Annotated in this window: 20 protein-coding genes and 1 pseudogene; 15 read left to right on the top strand and 6 right to left on the bottom strand. The window is 69.8% G+C overall.

Annotated elements, in window-relative coordinates; all coding sequences use genetic code 11:
- The first annotated feature begins 6 nt into the window (after nt 1-6).
- Nucleotides 7-822, top strand: a complete 816-nt coding sequence (locus ABLG96_RS16295) for an SOS response-associated peptidase (RefSeq protein ID WP_353648382.1) — start codon at nt 7-9, stop codon at nt 820-822.
- A 14-nt stretch (nt 823-836) separates the two neighbouring features.
- On the opposite strand, the gene ABLG96_RS16290 is transcribed toward ABLG96_RS16295, so the two are convergent.
- Nucleotides 837-1,046: a hypothetical protein gene (locus ABLG96_RS16290; RefSeq protein WP_353648381.1), complete on the bottom strand. Its 210-nt coding sequence runs from the start codon at nt 1,044-1,046 to the stop codon at nt 837-839.
- Nucleotides 1,047-1,138: 92 nt separating this feature from the next.
- Between ABLG96_RS16290 and ABLG96_RS16285 the strand changes: the two genes are divergently transcribed.
- Nucleotides 1,139-2,125, top strand: coding sequence for a helix-turn-helix domain-containing protein (locus ABLG96_RS16285; RefSeq protein WP_353648380.1), 987 nt, complete (start codon nt 1,139-1,141; stop codon nt 2,123-2,125).
- 8 nt (nt 2,126-2,133) lie between these two features.
- Here ABLG96_RS16285 and ybaK read toward each other — a convergent pair whose 3' ends face one another.
- Entirely contained in the window at nt 2,134-2,610 is a 477-nt protein-coding gene (gene ybaK / locus ABLG96_RS16280) for a Cys-tRNA(Pro) deacylase (RefSeq protein ID WP_353648379.1), read from the bottom strand.
- Between the two features lie 242 nt (nt 2,611-2,852).
- On the opposite strand from ybaK, the gene ABLG96_RS16275 reads away from it, so the two are divergent.
- The 7 genes from ABLG96_RS16275 to rsrA all read left to right on the top strand — a co-directional run bounded on the left by ABLG96_RS16275 (nt 2,853) and on the right by rsrA (nt 8,743).
- Nucleotides 2,853-3,554: a helix-turn-helix domain-containing protein gene (locus ABLG96_RS16275; RefSeq protein ID WP_353648378.1), complete on the top strand. Its 702-nt coding sequence runs from the start codon at nt 2,853-2,855 to the stop codon at nt 3,552-3,554.
- Nucleotides 3,551-4,705 (top strand): ATP-binding cassette domain-containing protein, encoded by a 1,155-nt coding sequence (locus ABLG96_RS16270; RefSeq protein WP_353648377.1) that lies wholly within the window; start codon nt 3,551-3,553, stop codon nt 4,703-4,705. The genes ABLG96_RS16275 and ABLG96_RS16270 overlap by 4 nt, the downstream gene beginning before the upstream one ends.
- Nucleotides 4,702-5,349, top strand: coding sequence for an ABC transporter permease subunit (locus ABLG96_RS16265; protein WP_353648376.1), 648 nt, complete (start codon nt 4,702-4,704; stop codon nt 5,347-5,349). Before ABLG96_RS16270 ends, ABLG96_RS16265 begins: the two co-directional genes overlap by 4 nt.
- A complete protein-coding gene (locus ABLG96_RS16260; protein WP_353648375.1) occupies nt 5,346-6,185 on the top strand; it encodes an ABC transporter permease in 840 nt (279 codons plus the stop codon). Before ABLG96_RS16265 ends, ABLG96_RS16260 begins: the two co-directional genes overlap by 4 nt.
- A gap of 31 nt (nt 6,186-6,216) precedes the next feature.
- The gene (locus ABLG96_RS16255; RefSeq protein ID WP_353648374.1) at nt 6,217-7,290 is read left to right on the top strand and encodes an ABC transporter substrate-binding protein; all 1,074 of its coding nucleotides are present in this window, start codon (nt 6,217-6,219) and stop codon (nt 7,288-7,290) included.
- Between the two features lie 359 nt (nt 7,291-7,649).
- The gene (locus ABLG96_RS16250; protein WP_353648373.1) at nt 7,650-8,387 is read left to right on the top strand and encodes a sigma-70 family RNA polymerase sigma factor; all 738 of its coding nucleotides are present in this window, start codon (nt 7,650-7,652) and stop codon (nt 8,385-8,387) included.
- The gene (rsrA, locus tag ABLG96_RS16245) at nt 8,384-8,743 is read left to right on the top strand and encodes a mycothiol system anti-sigma-R factor (protein ID WP_353648372.1); all 360 of its coding nucleotides are present in this window, start codon (nt 8,384-8,386) and stop codon (nt 8,741-8,743) included. Before ABLG96_RS16250 ends, rsrA begins: the two co-directional genes overlap by 4 nt.
- 24 nt (nt 8,744-8,767) lie before the next feature.
- Here rsrA and ABLG96_RS16240 read toward each other — a convergent pair whose 3' ends face one another.
- Complete coding sequence (locus tag ABLG96_RS16240; protein ID WP_353648371.1) at nt 8,768-9,427, bottom strand: Pr6Pr family membrane protein; 660 nt, start codon at nt 9,425-9,427, stop codon at nt 8,768-8,770.
- 280 nt (nt 9,428-9,707) lie between these two features.
- Here ABLG96_RS16240 and ABLG96_RS16235 point away from each other — a divergent pair, with 280 nt between their 5' ends.
- Nucleotides 9,708-9,923, top strand: coding sequence for a biotin/lipoyl-binding carrier protein (locus tag ABLG96_RS16235; RefSeq protein ID WP_353651553.1), 216 nt, complete (start codon nt 9,708-9,710; stop codon nt 9,921-9,923).
- Between the two features lie 16 nt (nt 9,924-9,939).
- A complete protein-coding gene (locus tag ABLG96_RS16230; protein WP_353648370.1) occupies nt 9,940-11,445 on the top strand; it encodes a histidine kinase N-terminal domain-containing protein in 1,506 nt (501 codons plus the stop codon).
- A 267-nt stretch (nt 11,446-11,712) separates the two neighbouring features.
- On the opposite strand, the gene ABLG96_RS16225 is transcribed toward ABLG96_RS16230, so the two are convergent.
- Nucleotides 11,713-11,964 carry a WhiB family transcriptional regulator gene (locus ABLG96_RS16225; protein ID WP_353648369.1) on the bottom strand — a complete coding sequence of 84 codons (252 nt, stop codon included), beginning with the start codon at nt 11,962-11,964 and terminating at the stop codon, nt 11,713-11,715.
- Nucleotides 11,965-12,306: 342 nt separating this feature from the next.
- The gene (locus ABLG96_RS16220) at nt 12,307-13,239 is read right to left on the bottom strand and encodes a diacylglycerol kinase family protein (protein ID WP_353648368.1); all 933 of its coding nucleotides are present in this window, start codon (nt 13,237-13,239) and stop codon (nt 12,307-12,309) included.
- Between the two features lie 97 nt (nt 13,240-13,336).
- Between ABLG96_RS16220 and ABLG96_RS16215 the strand changes: the two genes are divergently transcribed.
- From ABLG96_RS16215 to ABLG96_RS16205, 3 genes and pseudogenes are all read left to right on the top strand, one after another.
- On the top strand, nt 13,337-13,819 hold the full coding sequence (locus ABLG96_RS16215) for a hypothetical protein (protein WP_353648367.1): 483 nt from the start codon (nt 13,337-13,339) through the stop codon (nt 13,817-13,819).
- Nucleotides 13,820-13,928: 109 nt separating this feature from the next.
- Nucleotides 13,929-14,516, top strand: a pseudogene (locus ABLG96_RS16210) (histidine phosphatase family protein); the annotation flags it as partial.
- A 6-nt stretch (nt 14,517-14,522) separates the two neighbouring features.
- Entirely contained in the window at nt 14,523-14,987 is a 465-nt protein-coding gene (locus ABLG96_RS16205) for a MarR family winged helix-turn-helix transcriptional regulator (protein ID WP_353651552.1), read from the top strand.
- Between the two features lie 63 nt (nt 14,988-15,050).
- Here the strand turns inward: ABLG96_RS16205 and ABLG96_RS16200 are convergent, their stop codons facing one another.
- Nucleotides 15,051-16,046, bottom strand: coding sequence for an IclR family transcriptional regulator (locus ABLG96_RS16200; RefSeq protein WP_353648366.1), 996 nt, complete (start codon nt 16,044-16,046; stop codon nt 15,051-15,053).
- 72 nt (nt 16,047-16,118) lie between these two features.
- Between ABLG96_RS16200 and hutH the strand changes: the two genes are divergently transcribed.
- Nucleotides 16,119-17,753, top strand: coding sequence for a histidine ammonia-lyase (gene hutH / locus ABLG96_RS16195; RefSeq protein ID WP_353648365.1), 1,635 nt, complete (start codon nt 16,119-16,121; stop codon nt 17,751-17,753).
- The last annotated feature ends 28 nt before the right edge of the window (nt 17,754-17,781 follow it).

Below are 17,781 nucleotides of genomic sequence, written 5' to 3'. Positions count from 1 at the left end.
CCGTCCATGATCCCGCATCCGGTACCGGGTTCCGCTGTCGGTGCCGTGTGCCAGCATCGGAGTATGTGCGGTCGATACGCCACCACGATGGATCCCGAGACGCTCTACGGAGTGTTCGAGGCCGAGCCCGACCCGGTCGCCCCGCCGGGCACCGGGATGTACGGCGGCGACGTTCCGCGCCCGCGGTACAACATCGCACCCACCGACAGCGTGGCTGTGGTCCGGGTACGTCCCGCACGTGACGACCGCCCGGAGGGCCGCTTCGTCGGCGAGGCCAGGTGGGGGCTGGTGCCCTCGTGGGCGAAGGACCTCTCGATCGGCAGCAGGATGTTCAATGCGCGGGCCGAGTCGGTGGGCGACAAGGCGGCGTTCCGGTCCGCGTTCGAGCGGCGGCGCTGCCTGGTTCCGGCGACGGGGTACTACGAGTGGCAGGTCGTCGGTCTGGACGCCAAGGGCAAGCCCCGCAAGCAGCCCTTCTTCATCACTCCGGCAGACGGGTCGGTGATGGCGTTCGCGGGCCTGTGGGAGTTCTGGCGATCGCCCGAGGGTGAGCCGGTGGTGTCGACGACCATCATCACCACCCGCGCTCCCGAGCGGATGGCCGCGATCCACGACCGGATGCCGCTGGTGCTGCCGGCCTCCGAATGGCGGGACTGGCTCGATCCGGCGATCGAGGGTGCCGCGCTGCAGGCATTCCTCGAGCCCACGACGCCGGCACTGGTGGACGCGTTGGAACTGCGCCCGGTGGGCGCGGCGGTCGGCAACGTGCGCAACGACTCGGCCGAACTGATCGACCCGGTCGAGCCGCTCGCTGTCGGCTGACCCACGCCGGAGAGTCAGCGAGTGGTGCGGGAGGACGCGGCAGCGAGATCCGCCCTGGCGCGGCTGGAATCGGTGTCCCGGATCTGTTCGTCGGTGGCGAAGAGCGAGACCCGGTCCGTTCCGAACGGGGCCCCACCGATGACGGCGGCACTGCCCGAGCGGGACAGCGAGACCAGCACGGCGATGAAGAAGACGATGGCGGCGGCAGCGATGAGAGTGGTCATGGCAGTTATCCTGCGCGCGAAGACAATCCGCCACCAGTGGCAGTCAAGCCACCTGTCGTCGAGTTCCTGCCAATCTGTGGCACAGTGGAGAGATGGCACTCCGGACCGTTGCCCTGTTGGTGCTCGAGGGCACCGCACCGTTCGAGCTCGGGTTGATCCACGAGGTCTTCGGTGTCGACCGGACGGACGATGGGGTTCCGCCCTTCGACCTGCGGATCTGCGGTCCTCGCCCCGGCGAGATGATCTCCTTCGGTGCCGCCGCCGCCGGGATGCAGATCGTCGTGCCGCACGGCCTCGAGGTCCTGCAGGACGCCGACCTGATCGCGATCCCGGCCTACCAACAGGCCAGTGACGGGATGACGCTGGCCGGCCGGACCCCGCCGCACGTGCACGCGGCCCTGCGGGCGGCGTACGCCCGCGGAGCACATCTGTTGTCCGTCTGCTCGGGGGCGTTCCTTCTGGGCGAGGCAGGGCTGCTGGACGGCCGGGCCTGCACCACCCACTGGCGCCACGCGGCCGAGTTGCAGGAGCGGGTGCCGACAGCCCGTGTCGACCCCGACGTGTTGTTCGTCGAGGACGGAACGATCATCACCAGCGCCGGCACTGCCGCAGGGATCGACGCCTGCCTGCATTTGGTGCGTTCCGAGCTCGGTGCTGAGGTGGCGACCAGGATCGCCCGCCGGATGGTCGTCCCGCCGCAGCGGGACGGCGGCCAGCGCCAGTACATCGATCTGCCGGTACCGGAGTGCACGGGAGATTCGTTGCAGCCGGTGCTGGAGTTCATGGTGGAGCACCTGGGGCAGGAGCATTCCGTGAGCGCGCTGTCTGCCAGGGCCGCCATGTCGACACGCACCTTCGCCCGTCGGTTCGCCGCCGAGACCGGCACCACGCCAGGCAGGTGGCTCACCCTGCAGCGGCTCGGTCAGGCGAGGCGCCTGCTGGAGGAGACGGAGCTGACCGTGGAACAGGTGGCAGCCAGGTGTGGGTACTCCTCTGCCGCGCTGCTCCGGCACCACTTCACCCGTGCCGTCGGGGTGCCCCCACAGCAGTACCGCCGGCAGTTCAGCACGGTCGGCTGACCGGAGCGTCAACCCGCGATCGGCGCGAATCGCCCGCGGCACGCCCGCGCCAGATCCTGCGGCGCCAGCTCCACCTGGAGTCCGCGTTTCCCAGCGCTGACGCTGATCAGTGAGTGGTCCTCGGCAGAGGCGTCGATCACGGTCTGCAGCGCCGTCCGCTGCCCCACCGGTGAGATGCCGCCGGCCACGTAACCGGAGGACCGCTCCGCGTCGGCCACCGCCGCCAGCACTGCCTTCTTGCCGCCCAGCACGGCGGCCAGGGCCTTGAGGTCGAGGGAACCCGACATCGGCACCACCCCCACCACCAGGGTTCCGTCCATCCTGGCGACCAAGGTCTTGAACACCTGATGGGGATCCCGTCCCAGGGCCTCCACCGCTTCGTCGCCGAACGCGGTGGACCGGGGGTCGTGGTGGTAGGGCAGCAACGTGTGCGGGATCTTCGCGCGGATCAGCGCGGCAACGGCGGGGGTGGGAGCAGCGGCCATGACGTGGTCTCCTCCGGAAGTTCCGGGTCCCACCGGGAGACCCACGTGATGCGAAGGCGTGAGGTTTCCAGACCCTAGTACCGGGTAGGCAGCAGGGGACCTCGGCGGGCGCGCGACCCCGGTGTCGGTGGGTTGTGCTTGGCTTGCGACAAGTGGCAGGCTCCTGCCACCCGTTGGCAACACCCTGCAAGTTTCCGAATCGCCACCGACGTGCGAGCGCCGGCAGTCCCCGGGGAGGGCAGATGATGGTGGAACGGTCCTCAGTGCTCAGCGCTGTCCCGTCCGGTTCGACCCGGACCGTGGATCGTGCGCTCGACCTGCTGGCGGTGGTCTGTGAGCACTTCCCGGTCTCGTTGGCAGAGTGCTCGCGCCGGTGCGACCTGCCTGCCAGCACTGCACTGCGCCTGTTGCGCACCCTGACCGCCGCTGGATTCGTCGCCCGCGACGAGGGCGGCGCCTTCCGGCCGGGAGCCACCGTGCTGCAACTGGGCGCCCGCGCGCTCAGCCGTCAGTCGCTGGTCGAGCTGGCCGAACCCAGCCTGGCCAGGATCGTCGAACGCACCGGGGAGTCCGCCTACCTGGTCGTCCGGGGGACGGGCGACACTGCGCTGTACCTCGCAGTGGCTGAGGGCACCCACCCCGTCCGGCACACCAGCTGGGTCGGGCGAGCCATCGAGCTCGCCGATCTGGCCGTCGGTGCCGCGCTGCGCGGTGAAGTCCCGTCCGCCGGCTACCTGGCGCAACGCGACCGGCTGGATCCGGACATCACGGCCATCGCCGCTCCCGTCCGTCGCCCCGGCGGGATCGCCGCCGCGCTGAACCTGCTCGGACCCACCTACCGCATCGACACCGAGACTGCTCATCATTACGGGCGCATCGTCTCGGACGAAGCGGCCGTCATCGGGGCGCTGCTCGGCGCCGACGCACTCGCGGAGGCGACATGATCAGGTTCGAGAACATCGTGAAGAAGTACCCGGACGGCACGGTCGCAGTCGACGACCTCTCCCTGGAAGCACCGTCGGGTCAGATCACGGTGTTCGTCGGTCCGTCAGGATGTGGCAAGACCACCTCGCTGCGGATGATCAACCGGATGATCGACCCCACCTCCGGGCGGATCTGGCTCGACGACCGCGACACTTCGGCCGTCAAGCCGGCCGAGTTGCGGCGCGGAATCGGCTACGTCATCCAGCATGCCGGGCTGTTCCCGCACCGGACGGTGGTCGACAACGTTGCTACCGTCCCGCTGCTGGTGGGGGAGAACAAGCGGACGGCCAGGGCGAAGGCCATGGAGCTGCTGGAACGCGTCGGGCTCGATGTCGCGATGGCGAACCGCTATCCGGCGCAGCTGTCCGGGGGACAGCAGCAGCGGGTCGGGGTGGCCAGGGCACTGGCCGCCGATCCGCCGGTGATGCTGATGGACGAGCCGTTCAGTGCGGTCGACCCGGTGGTCCGCGAGCAGCTGCAGAATGAGTTTCTCAGGTTGCAGAGCGAGCTGGGCAAGACGATCGTGTTCGTCACCCATGACATCGACGAGGCCATCAAGCTCGGAGACACCGTCGCGGTGATGCGGGTGGGTGGGACGCTCGCGCAGTTCGCGGCGCCCGCCGCGCTGCTGTCGCGGCCTGCGGACGCCTTCGTGGCAGGTTTCGTCGGGCGTGACCGCGGCTATCGCTCGCTCGGTTTCGCCGAGGCCGGCGTCCTGCCGCTGCACCGGGAGGACACCGTGCGGCTCGGGGCGACGGTCGGCGAGGCCCGCTCGGTCGCCCAGGAGGGCTGGACGCTGGTCGTCGATGCGCAGGCGCATCCCCAGGGCTGGTTGGCCAGCGCGGGGCTCGGCGACGCGGAGAACCCGGCCGAGATCACCCCCGTGCTGCTGAACCTCGGCGGCACCCTGGCCGGAGAGGCCGGCACGCTCCGCGAGGCGCTGGACGCGGCGCTCTCCTCGCCCAGCGGGCGCGGCGTGGTGGTGCACGAAGACGGTAGTTTCGCCGGCACGGTGTCCGCGTCCGAGGTGGTGGCGCAGATCGAGAACCGAGCGGTGCAGACCCGCGCGACGGCTGCCGCCGCCGGCTTGCCGGGCGGTGAACGGCCGTGACGATCTGGAGCTACCTGACGAACGCGCAGACGATGGAGTGGCTGGTCACCACGCTGTGGTTGGCGGCCGTGCCCATCGTCGTCGGGTTGGCCGTGGCCCTGCCGATCGGCTGGGTGGCCAGCCGCTACCGCTGGAGCTATCCGCCGATCGTCTCGATCTTCGGCATCCTCTACACGATCCCGTCGTTGGTGCTGTTCCTGGTGCTCCCCGGCATCCTCGGCACCGGCATCCTCTCGCCCGTCAACGTGGCCGTGGCGCTGACGGTGTACACCATCGCCCTGCTCGCGCGCACGGTCGCCGACGGTCTCTCGTCCGTCTCGCAGGACACCCTGGCCGCGGCAGCAGCAATGGGATACACCAGCCGGCAACGGCTGCTCAAGGTGCAGCTGCCGCTCGCGCTCCCAGTGATCGGCGCCGGGCTGCGGGTGGCGGCGGTCTCCAACGTCAGCCTGATCTCGGTGGGCTCGGTGATCGGCGTCAGCCAGCTCGGCGGGCTGTTCGTGACCGGCTATGTCAACAGTTCGGTGACACCGACCATCGCCGGGCTGATCTGGTTCGTGGTGATCGCCCTCGTCTTCGACGCGATCGTGCTGCTGGTCGTCCGTTCGCTGACACCGTGGCAGCGGGCGGTGAGCGCTCGATGACGCTGTCGCTGCAAGCTGCCGACGACTCCCTGCTCCCGCCACTCGGAAGGGTCGGCGTCTGGTTCAACGACCCGGACAACTGGACGGGCCCGCAGGGTCTGCTCGCCCGCATCGTCGAGCACCTGGAGTACACGGCGATCGTGCTGGTGATCGCCGTGCTCATCGCGCTCCCCCTCGGGCTGCTCATCGGGCACACCGGCAGGGGGGTCGTGCTGGCCGTCGGCCTGGCCAATGCCTTCCGCGCCATTCCGACGCTCGGACTGGTGATCCTGCTGGTGGGTTGGCTCCGCCCACTGATCGAGTTCAAGGGAGCCGTCCCCGGCCTGCTGCAGAAGGGGGCGTTCCCGTTCTTCGTGCCGGTGATGATCGTGCTGGTCCTGCTGGCCCTCCCGCCCATCTTGACCAGCACCTACGCGGGTGTGAAGAACGTCGACCCGGCCGTCCGGGATGCGGCGAAGGGCATGGGGATGACGGGCTGGCAGGTGGTGCGGAAGGTCGAGATCCCGAACGCGTTGCCGCTGATCGCCTCCGGGATCCGCAGCGCGACGCTGCAGGTGATCGCCACCCTGACCGTGGCGGCCTACCTGCCCTTCCTGGGCGGATTGGGCCGGTTCATCAAGGACGGCACCGGGAGACTGCTCGACCCCCGGTACGGGTACCCGGCAATGGTGGCCGCCGGGCTCACCGTCGCCCTGCTGGCGGTCGCGATCGACGGCCTGATGAACCTGGTGCAGCGAGCGGTCGTCTCTCCCGGCGTCTCCGGTCGCTTCAGCAAGAAGGACCGCACCGCGGTCACCTCGTCGCCCACCTCGGTGGCGCAGGTGGTCCAGGAATGACCACGACAACAACCCCCGAAGAAGGAGAATCATGAAGCGCATTCCTCTGGTGTCGGCGCTCGCCGCCGCACTGCTGCTCGTCGCCGCCTGTGGAGACAGCGGCAGCTCGTCCACCACCAACACCCCGACCGCCCCCGCGACCAGCTCGGCCGCTCCCAGCACCTCCGCCGGTGGCTCGTCCCCCGGGGCCTCGTCCACCGGTGCCTCCTCGGATGGTGAATCCTCGTCCGCAGGGACCTCGGAGAGCTCCGCACCGTCCTCGAGCGGATCCGGGGGTTCCTCGTCGGCGGCCCTGCCGACCGAGCCCGGATCGATCGTCATCGGCTCCGCCGCATTCCCCGAGAACGTCCTGCTCGCCGAGATCTACGGCGGCGCGATGGCCGCGAAGGGCGTCACGGTCACCAAGAAGCTCAGCATCGGTGAGCGCGGCATCTATCTGACGGCGCTGAAGAACGGCGAGATCGGCTTCGTTCCGGAGTACTCGGGCTCCATCCTGAGCAACCTCGATCCGAGCGCGAAGGCGAAGTCGCCCAAGGACGTCGACGCGGCACTCAAGACGGTGGCTGCCGCCCAGGGCTTCGGCACGACGAACTCGGCCGAGGCACAGAACGCCGACACGATCACGGTCACCCAGGAGACCGCGGACAAGTACAAGTTGACGTCCATCGAGGATCTCAAGGCCGTGGCCGGCGAGCTCACGCTGGGCGCGCCCGCGCAGTTCCAGACCCGACCCGATGGTGTTCCGGCGCTGGAGAGTGTCTACGGCGTCAAGTTCGGCACCTTCACCCCGACCGAGTCCGGCGGCACGATCACCGTCGATGCACTGAAGGGCGGCAGCATCGATGCCGCCGACATCTTCTCGACGGACCCGTCGATCACGGCCAACGGCTTCGTGGTTCTCACCGACCCGAAGAGCATGTTCGCGGCGCAGAGCATCGTGCCGCTGTTCTCCCAGAAGGTGTTGACCCAGCCGATGGCAGACGCAGCGGACGCCGTCTCGGCAAAGCTGGACACCAAGACCCTTGCCGGCCTGGACGCGAAGCTCAGTGGCGACAACGCTGCCCAGATCGCCCAGGAGTGGCTGAAGAGCGAGAACCTCGGATAACTCCTCCGTGTGTCGGATGCGGCTGTGCCCCGGGTCCCGCCCGGCGGGCTCCGCGGGTTCGCAAGCTCGCCCGCGGTGTCCCGCCCATGCCCGAGCCAATCCCTGACCCGGGGCACAGCCGCATCCGGTCACCCTCGTCAAGAACGAGGGAGAAGAGGACGGATCTGCGATCCGGCCCGAGACCTTCGGTGGAATAGCGCACCGGCCCGTCCGGTTGACCCGTCCAGATGGCCCCGCCGCCGAGCGGAGCCGGGAAGGACGGGTTGACCGTGACGCAGATCGCAGGCCTGGAGCGCCCCGCACGCCGGGCGCTCCGAGTCGCTCCGGGACGTCCGCCGGGCAGAGGGCAGGGTGTAAGAATGTCCTCGAGCACCGATGTGAAAGTGAGGCGCGTGGACACCACACCGACGCCGCAGGATCCCGCAGTCGACACCACCGTCGCCGATGCTGCCTCACGGGCCGCGGCGACAGAGGTCGGCGGCGCTGCTGCCGCGCCCACGCTGAGCGAGGCCGAACTCTCGCAGCGATTCACCCAGGATGCGATGCCGCTGATGGATCAGCTCTACGGTGCTGCGCTGCGGATGACCAGGAACCCGCCCGACGCCGAGGACCTGGTCCAAGAGACCTACCTCAAGGCGTACGCGGCCTACCCGCGGTTCACCCAGGGCACCAACCTGCGGGCCTGGCTGTACCGGATCCTCACCAACACCTACATCAACTCGTACCGCAAGAAGCAGCGGCAACCGATCGTCACCCCGACCGACGAGATCACCGACTGGCAGCTCGCCGAGGCAGAGTCGCACACCTCGACCGGGCTGCGGTCCGCGGAGATGGAAGCACTGGACCGGCTGCCCGACTCGGATGTCAAGAACGCGCTGCAGGAACTCCCGGAAGACTTCCGGCTGGCCGTCTACCTGGCCGACGTCGAAGGCTTCGCCTACAAGGAGATCGCGCAGATCATGGGAACGCCGATCGGCACCGTGATGTCGCGGCTGCACCGTGGCCGGCGACAGCTCAAGGAGCTGCTGTCCGAGTACGCCACCGAGCGTGGGTTCATCCGTTCAGCGGCGTTGACCGGCGGGGGTGACGAGCGATGAGCGAGCAGCCCGGCGGTCTGACCCCGATCGGCGTGGACGGCGCCGGTGTCTGCGGCGGCGACGACGAGTGTTTCGAGGTGCTCCGCGACGTGTGGTTGTTCCTCGACAACGAGATGGACACCGATGCCCGGGCAGCGGTGCAGCGTCATCTGGACGACTGTTCCCCGTGCCTGGAAGAAGCCGGCGTCGAGGAGAAGCTGAAGAAGCTGGTCCAACGCACCTGCAGCGGTGAGCGTGCGCCGGACGAACTGCGGCTGCGGGTGGTCACCGCAATCACCCGGACCAGTGGCGCTGACGGCGTCGAGCGATTCCGGGACTCCGTCGAGATCGAGATCCAGACCCGCTCCGAGCAGTGACCTCCGGCCGTCGCGGAACTCGAGTCAGCCGGGGTGCGGGCCCGTACGGGACGAGACCATGCGCCCCCTGAGTCGGCCGATGGCCCAGAACAGGTAGCCGAGGACGGCAAAGCCGAGGAGCACCCCGGCGGCGACGATCCAGAAGTCTCCGTTGTCAGGATCCAGGAAGACGTACAGCGGCCGACCCCGTTGGTGCGTCGCCGCGATGTAGAACGGCAGATAGACCACCGGTCCGGCCAGCCACACCAGCGGCCACCACCACTGCAGGCGAGAGCTGTTGCGGCCGACGACGATCCAGTCGATCGCCGCCAGGACAGGCACCACCAGATGCTCGAGCTTCGAGCTCAACGACGAGTAGCTGCCGTGCAACAGGGTCGCGAAGACGATCATGATCAGCACCGACCAGGTGGTGGACGCACCCCGCAGGAAACCGCGGGCGCCTTCGATCCGGCCGTCGTTCCACAGCGGTGACAGCAGCCCGCCGAGTGCGGTGAGCCCGACGGCCAGCGCACCGAGCTGCGAGAAGTAGTTCAGGTTGAACGGGATGAACCCGCGTTCGAAGTCGCCGGTCAGTGCCGCGGCGAACCCGGTGAGCGCAGTGGCGGCCAGTACCAGCCGCCAGGTACTGATCAGCACCAGCGGTCCCGCGTGGTCGCGGGAACTGCCGCTGATGCCGCTCTGCACGTCTCGAACTGCTCGATCGGAGAAGCTGATCAGGCGTTGGGGCGCTTGCCGTGGTTCGCGCCACCCTTCCTGCGTGCTTTCCTCTTACGTCCGCGCTTGCTCATCGCCTCGCGCCTCTCTTCACTGGAGTGGTAGCCCTGCGGGCCGGTCGATCCATCCTGCCACGGAGGACGGGCCAGGGCCGAAACGAGCATCGCTGCGTGGTTGGATGGCAGAGCAGTTCCGCAGACTTCCCGGCCGGCTCCCGCAGCTGCTCCGGACCAACCCCGAGGAGATCGCGATGGCCGAGCAGGTCCTTGCCGAGATGGTCGCCAACGTCTGGAAGGTCCTCGTCGCCGAGGGCGATCAGGTCGCGGACGGCGACACGTTGGTCATCCTGGAATCGATGAAGATGGAGATCCCGGTGATCGCCGAGGTCGACGGCACCGTGACGAAGATCGCCGTCGCCGAGGGCCAGGTCGTCCAGGAGGGCGACCTGATCGCCGAGATCGGTTGATCGACCCCGGCCGCTGATGTCGACCCTCTCCGACCTGCTGGCCGAGCACACCTCGCTGACCGGGGGCGCTGTTGCGCACCTGCAGCAGCTGGTGTCCGAATGGCAGTTGATCTCCGACCTGTCCTTCGCCGACCTGACGTTGTGGGTGCCGACCGACGCCCCGGACAACCGGGGTGCGGGGCATCACGGCGACACTCTGGTCTGCGTGGCGCAGGTCCGCCCGACGACGGTGGGCACCGTGCACCCGGACGATCTGGTGGCCCGCAGGATCGACGGACCGGACGCCAGGGTCTTCCACCAGGCAGTGCTGGGTGTCACGTCCTCCGGCCCGATCGACACCGGCGCCGACGGCGAGGTGCAGCGCACCTGCCTGGCGGTGCCCTACCAGGACGCCGCGGTGGCGGTGCTGGTGCACGATTCCGCCGATCACCCGGCGGACGGGCCGAGTGCCCTGGAGACGGCCTACCGGGATGCGTCCCAGTCGCTGCTCGGGATGGTGGCAGACGGCACCTTCCCGTGGCCCGACCAGCCCGGCGAGATGCACACCGGTCCCCGCGCCGGTGACGGCCTGCTCCGCCTCGACCCCGACGGTTCGGTCGAGTACGTGAGCCCCAATGCGCTGTCCGCCTACCACCGCCTCGGCTTCGCCGGCGACCTCGCGCACACCCAGGTCGCCGCGCTCACCCGGAGCCTGGTGCCCGATCCGTTCGACGCCTCCGAGCTGGCCGCCAGGATCGTCGGCGCCGTACACGGACGACCGAGCCTGCGGATGGAGATCGAGGCCAAGGGTGCGACCGTGCTGTTCCGCGCCATCCCGTTGCTGATCGCCGGAGTGCCGGCAGGTGCACTGCTGCTGGTCCGGGACGTCACCGAGGTACGTCGGCGGGACCGGGCGCTCATCAGCAAGGACGCGACCATCCGGGAGATCCACCACCGGGTCAAGAACAACCTGCAGACGGTGGCGGCGTTGCTGCGGCTGCAGGCCAGACGGTCGAAGGAGGAGTCGGTCCGGCACGCGCTCAACGAGTCCGTCCGCCGGGTGGCCTCGATCGCGCTCGTGCACGAGACACTGTCGACAGCACCCGACGACCGGCTCGACCTCGACCAGATCATCGACCGGCTCGTGCCCACGTTGTCCGAGGTCGCCGCCGCGGAGAGCCCAGCCAGGATCCAGCGGGTGGGCAGCTTCGGGGTGCTCGCCGCCGATCGGGCGACGCCGCTGGTGATGGTGCTCGCCGAGGTGGTCCAGAATGCGCTGCAGCACGCCTATCCGCAGGGCGGCAGCGGCAACAAGGTGGTGGTGAAGGTGGAGCGCACGGCCCGGGAGCTGCAGGTCGACGTGATCGACGACGGGGTCGGCCTGCCGGAGGGCTTCCGGCTCGATGCGAGCACGGGCCTCGGTCTGCAGATCGTCAAGACGTTGGTCTCGGCCGAGCTCGGCGGCTCGCTGGTGATGCGCAACCGCGAGGACGGCCCCGGTTCGGTCGCCCGGATCTCGGTGCCGCTGCGCCGCCGCGGCTGAGTGATTCGTGACGGGGTCTCGACCACTCCTTCGTCGGCGGCGCTCGCGCTGGGCACGACTGCCCTCAATGCTCGACCACCGTCACCGTGCCGACGAGGCAGAACCCCCACGGTGCTCGAGCGAACGCAGTGAGTCGAGATCCCGATGTTCGGATCCACGAGTGCCGCTCCGCCACGGGCATCCTCGACCACCCTCACCGTGGCCGACGACGCAGAACCGCCCCCGGCCGGGCCGGGGGCGGTTCGCGATGCTGTGGTGTGCGGCAGCTCAGTGGCTGCGGGCGCGTGCCCTGGCGCGGCGACGCTTGAGAGCGCGGCGCTCGTCCTCGGACATGCCGCCCCAGACGCCCGCATCCTGGCCGGACTCGATCGCCCAGGTCAGACAGTCGCTCATCACGGGGCACCGTTCACACACGGCCTTGGCTTCTGCGATCTGCAGCAGCGCAGGGCCCGAGTTCCCGATCGGGAAGAACAACTCGGGGTCTTCGTCGCGGCAGATTGCGCGGTGACGCCAGTCCATCTGTGGCACTCCTTCATCAGCCCGATCCCGGGCACGTGTGTGGTGGTTGATACTGATTGTTCGACGGGGGCGCTGCAGACGAGCTCGGCAGTCTTCACTCGGACCGGTGTCGTCCTCGTCAGCTGTCGAGCCAAACCCGCGTCGTTGAGGGATCGGTGATGGTGCGATCGGTCATTCTGGCCGTATGTGCTCGTTTGTGGCGCAACTTGAATGCTTCCACGCATCACGGCGATGTCAAGAGCAAGTGACGCGCAGGTTACGTAACTCACTCAGGGTGTTTTCTTCGCCGTGCTAGGCCCAAGGGTCGTGCAGCGGGCCCACCCGACCGTGCGAGCCCGACGCTCAGACCACCACTCGCAGCGCTGCTGGTACCGAGGTGAACTCGACCTCGTCGAACCTGCCGAGGTAGTCACCGTCGGCCTGCACCCCGACCGGCCCCTCCGTAGCGGTCACCCGAACCCACGCCACGTCGTCAGCGGTGAGCAGGCCGCGGCCGTGCGGACCCCGACCGGGCCGGGACCTGACGAGTTGGGCGATGGTCCTGGCCACCGTCGGCAGCCGCAGCGATCTGGCCACGAAGACTCCCAGACCCCCGTCCGGTGAGGTGGTCGGATTGGTCCGGATGGGTCGTGACCCGAGGTAGGTCCACGGGTCGACGTTGGAGATGAATGCGAGCTGGCAACCGGGCAGCGGCTCGCTGCCGGGCAGCGTGACGGTCAATGGTCCGGTGCCGGTCTCGGTGGCGCGATAGGCGGCCACGGCATGACGGACGTGAAGTGCGTTGGAGATCCTCCGGCCGGCGCTGCGCTCCTCCTCGACCCTGCGGACCACCTCGGCGTCCATCCCGATCCCGGCGTTGAAGGTGAAGTACCGGCGACCTGCGCGGCCGAGCGACACGATCCGCGGCTCCCTGGCACTCTGCAGGCTCTCCAGGATCTGTTCGGTCGCGGCGGTCGGGTCCGGATCCATCCCGATCGCCCGCGCGAAGACATTGGTCGACCCGCCCGGGACGACGGCCAGCAGGGGCAGGTCGGGTCGCAGCCCGTCCGCGAGCAAGCCGTTGACCACTTCGTTGACGGTGCCGTCTCCGCCGTGCACGATGACCAGCTCGACGTCGTCGGCTGCTGCCTGTGCCGCGAGATCTGCGCCGTGACCGCGGGCGCCGGTCTGCTCGACCTGCACCTCCATCTGCCCGGCAAAAGCATGCGTCAACAGATCGCGCCGCCGCGGGGTGGTGGCGGTGGCGTGCGGATTGACGATGAGGACGGCGCGCATGGCCCGTCGACCCTACCCAGCAGTAGTGCGCACTCGACCCGTCCCGACGGACGTCACAGCCCGAACCCCTGATGAGTCGCAGCGATACCCTGAACAGGTGTCCCAGCCGGTCGATCCACCCCCGCTGTCCTTCCCGCCGCCGCCCCCGGTGCGGCTCGCTGCTGCGGCCGTGCTGGTCGAGGGCCTCGGCGTCACCGTGTTCGGTGTGCTCGCCGGGCTGTCGGGGATCCGCGCCGGTCACACCGGGCCGGCTCTCGCCCAGGTGGCCTACTTCCTGGCGCTGGCATTGTTCCTGGCCGCGGTCGGGGTCGCGCTGCTGCGCGGTCGGCGGTGGGGGCGAACGCCCGCGATCGTCATCCAGATCCTCGCCGGAGCCATCGGCGGGTGGCTGGCGATCCCCGGCGAACACCTCGGGTGGGGGATCGCGCTCGCACTGATCGCCGTGCTCGTGGGTTACCTGCTGCTCAGCCCGTCGGCGACCGTCTGGATGGCCCGGTTCCCGGCGCTCTTCGGGCCGGATGCACCGGATCCGACACCACCGAACGCCACCGGCACTCCTCGGGGTGGTCGGCGTCGGTGAACCGGCACGCCCGGTCCCCGATCGTTGCATCGGGGAACTTCTCGACGGCACCGGACGCTGAGGGGGAAGGAGACCCCCGCCGCGACCGCATGCCCCTGGAGGCCGATCGATGACCCAGCCCACCGTTCGTCTGGTGCTGCTACGACACGGGGAGACCGAGTGGAGTGCCTCGGGACAGCACACCTCCGTCACCGACATCGACCTCACCGAACGCGGGGTGCGGCAGGCGGTCGCCGTAGGCGGCACCCTCGGTCGACTGGGCGTGGCACCGGTGTGCGTGCTGAGTTCACCCCGACTGCGAGCCCGTCGGACGGCCGAGCTGGCCGGACTGGTGGTGGACCAGGTGGTGCCGCAGTTGGCCGAATGGTCCTACGGGGACTATGAGGGGATCACCTCCGCCGAGATCCACCAGACCCGGCCGGGCTGGTCGATCTTCGCCGACGGGGCGCCCGGCGGGGAGAGCGTCCGGGAGGTGTCCGTCCGCGCCGATGCGGTGATCGCGCGTGCGCTCGAACTGGGCGTCGAAGCGGGCGGCGGGGATGTGGTGCTGATCGGCCACGGGCACTTCTCCAGGGCCATGGCCGCGCGGTGGATCGGCGCGCCGATCGCCACCGGCGCGGCATTGTCCGTCGATCCCGCGAGCGTCAGCATCCTGGGGTACTACCACGGCGACCGGGCGCTGACGCAGCTCAACGTCCCGACCGTGGTGTCGCAGGCGGGTCCCCGGGACGCCTTGGTGACAGCGGTCGAGAACGACGTGGTCGCCTTCGGACAGCGCTCCCGGTCGGGTCAGGCGCGCCTGGCGCACCAGGCCAGCACCGAGCTGACCCTGGCGGCCTATCGGATCCTGGTCCAGGTGGCGGCGGACAAGCAGTGCCGGATCACCGACCTGGCAGCCGGCTTCGAGGTCGGCAAACCGACGATGAGCCGGCAGGTCGTGTCCCTGGAGACGTTGGGGCTCGTCGACCGCCGTCCCGATCCCCTCGACGGACGTGGGGTGCTGGTGTCCCTGAGCCCCGCCGGTAAACGCTTGCTGCGCAAGGCCCGCACGATCCGGCACCAGTGGGTGGACATCCTGCTGCTCGGGTTCGACGACGAGGAGGCTGCCGAGTTCGCCCGGCTCTTCCATCGGTTCGTCACCCGGCCCACCGCGTACGGCGACGACTGAGCCTCCGGCGATGACGACTGAGCCTCCGGCGATGACGACTGAGCGACGGCGTGAGCGGCTGAGCTACGGCGTGGACGACTGAGCCCGGGGAGACCGAGCCTGGGGAGGCCGAGCCTGCACAGAGCGAGCCTGCGCAGAGCGAGCCTGCGGGGTCCGGCCCAGCCGGACCGATCGACCGCGGCCGCCGATCGCTGCCGTCAAGCGGGCAGCAGCGTCCAGCACGTCGGCGACGTACGGCTGCACCGCGGCCAGCCCGTCGCAGCTGTCGGTGACGCAGAGATGGCGGACGGTCAGGCCGACCGCCGCCAGTGGCCGGCCCTCGTGATCGACGGCGGCCGCTGCCACCGAGGCAGTTCCGGCACTCACCCGGCCGTCTTCGACGGCCCAGCCGCGTTGCCCCACAGCGGCCAGCTCGGTCCGTAGCTCGGGCAGAGTCCGTGGTCCGCGACCGGTCCGGTCGACGAAGGCGTCGCGATCCGGGAACAGGGCGCGGACCTGCTGCGCCGGCAACCCGGCCAGCAGCGACAGGCCGGTGGCGGTGAGGGCGGCCGGCAGGCGGACCCCGACGTCCGTCACCAGCGTCGGACCGTGGCCGCCGGAGCGCTCCTTCACCAGGTAGAGCATCTGCGCTCCGTGCAGCACACCGAGGTGCGCGGTGACCCCGCCCTCGACACCACCGTCCCCGGAGCCGCCGCGACCTCGCGGGGACCCGGCAACAGCCGGCTGCGCCGAGGTGTGGGCGAGACGCCGGACGACGGGGGTGCCGAGCAGCTCCAGCGGTTGACCGCGCAGATAGGCCGACCCGATCTCGAACGCTGCGACGCCCAGCCCCCATCGCCTGGCCTCGCCGAGATGGCTCACGAATCCGGCAGCGGCGAGTTCGGACAACAGCTCGTAGGCGGAGGATCTGGCGATCCCGAGCTCGCGGGCCACAGCGGTGGCCGAGACCGGGGTGGCCCTGGACGCCAGGAACTGCAGCGCTTGCAGCCCGCGGCGCAACGCGGGGACCGCGGGTCGTCGGGCGGCCTGTCGGTCGGGCGGGAGCGGGTCACGTTCCATCTGTCCGGTATACCGGACAGATGCCATGTCGAACCACTCGCGCGAGTGGTCCGGAAGGACTGCAATGGGGACATGACTCCCCCCGCGAACACAGCGCCCGCGGTGACCGTCGGCACCGGTCCGCTGACCATCGCCGAGGTCACGGTCGTGGCGCGCCACGACCGAGAAGTGCTGATCGACCCCGCTGCGGAACGGGCGATGGCGGCCACCAGGGCGCACATCGATGCGCTCGCCGAGGACCCGCATCCGCACTACGGCATCTCGACCGGGTTCGGTGCACTCGCAACCACCCACATCGGCCGCGAACGACGGGCCGACCTGCAGCTGTCGCTGATCCGCTCGCATGCTGCGGGCAGTGGGGCGCCGGTCGAGCGTGAGGTCGTGCGCGCCATGATGGTGCTGCGGCTCTCGACGCTGGCCACCGGTCGGACCGGGATCCGGCCGGCGACCGCCGCCCTGCTGGCCGGCCTGCTGAACGCCGGCATCACCCCCATCGTCCCCGAGTACGGATCGTTGGGCTGCTCGGGGGATCTCGCGCCGCTGTCCGCGGTCGCCCTGTGCTTGATCGGCGAGGGACAGGTGCACGACGCCGCCGGCGAGCTCCGATCCGCGGCCGAGGCGCTCGACGCCGCCGGGCTCACACCTGTGGTGCTGGCGGAGAAGGAGGGTCTGGCTCTCATCAACGGCACCGACGGCATGCTGGGGATGCTCTGCATGGCGCTGACAGATCTCGCGATGCTCTGGGACACAGCGGATCTCGCGGCCGCGATGAGCGTCGAGGCCCTGCTGGGTACCGATGCGGTGTTCGCTGCCGAACTGCAGGCGCTCCGGCCCCAGCTCGGCCAGGGCGTCTCGGCCGCCGTCATCCGCGGAGCGCTCGCGGGCTCACCCATCGTCGCCTCCCATGCCGGACCGGAGGACGGCCGGGTTCAGGATGCCTACTCCCTGCGCTGTGCGCCCGCGGTGCACGGCAGTGGACGCGACACCGCGGCCCACGCCACCCTGATCGCCGACCGAGAACTCGCCTCCGCCATCGACAATCCGGTGGTACTGCCCGACGGCCGGATCGCCTCCAACGGCAACTTCCACGGCGCCGCGGTGGCCGCGGTCCTGGACTTCCTGGCGATCCCGGTCGCCGACGTCTCCTCGATCAGCGAGCGACGGACCGACCGGATGCTGGATCGCGCACGCTCCCAGGGACTTCCGCCGTTCCTGGCCTACGAGGTCGGCGTCGACTCCGGCCACATGATCGCCCAGTACACCCAGGCAGGGATCGTCGCGGAGCTCAAGCGGTTGGCTGTTCCCGCCTCCGTCGACTCGATCCCCAGCTCGGCGATGCAGGAGGACCACGTCTCGCTCGGTTGGCATGCGGCCCGCAAGCTGCGCCGCGGGATCGACGGCTTCCGGCGCGTGCTGGCGATCGAGATCCTCACTGCTGCCAGGGCTCTGGACCTGCGCGCGCCGCTGGTCGCGGGCGACGTCACCGGTGCGGTTCGGGACGAGGTGCGCACCGTGGTCGCAGGGCCCGGCCCCGATCGGCACCTCGCCGCCGAGATCGACGCGGTCATCGCCCTGCTGGACGCCGGCCGCATCACCGCCGCCGCGCATCGTGCAGGTGCGCAGCTCCCGTCGCTGGAGGCACCGGTCGAGACCGCCCAGCCGCCCACCACCGCACCGACCCAGCAACCCAGCCAGGAGAACCGATGACCACCACCAGCACCCCGGCATCCAGCGG

This window comes from Nakamurella sp. A5-74 (assembly GCF_040438885.1).
Lineage (GTDB): Bacteria > Actinomycetota > Actinomycetes > Mycobacteriales > Nakamurellaceae > Nakamurella.
Note: the sequence above shows the minus strand (reverse complement) of the source record. Positions and strands in the feature narration are given on the sequence as shown.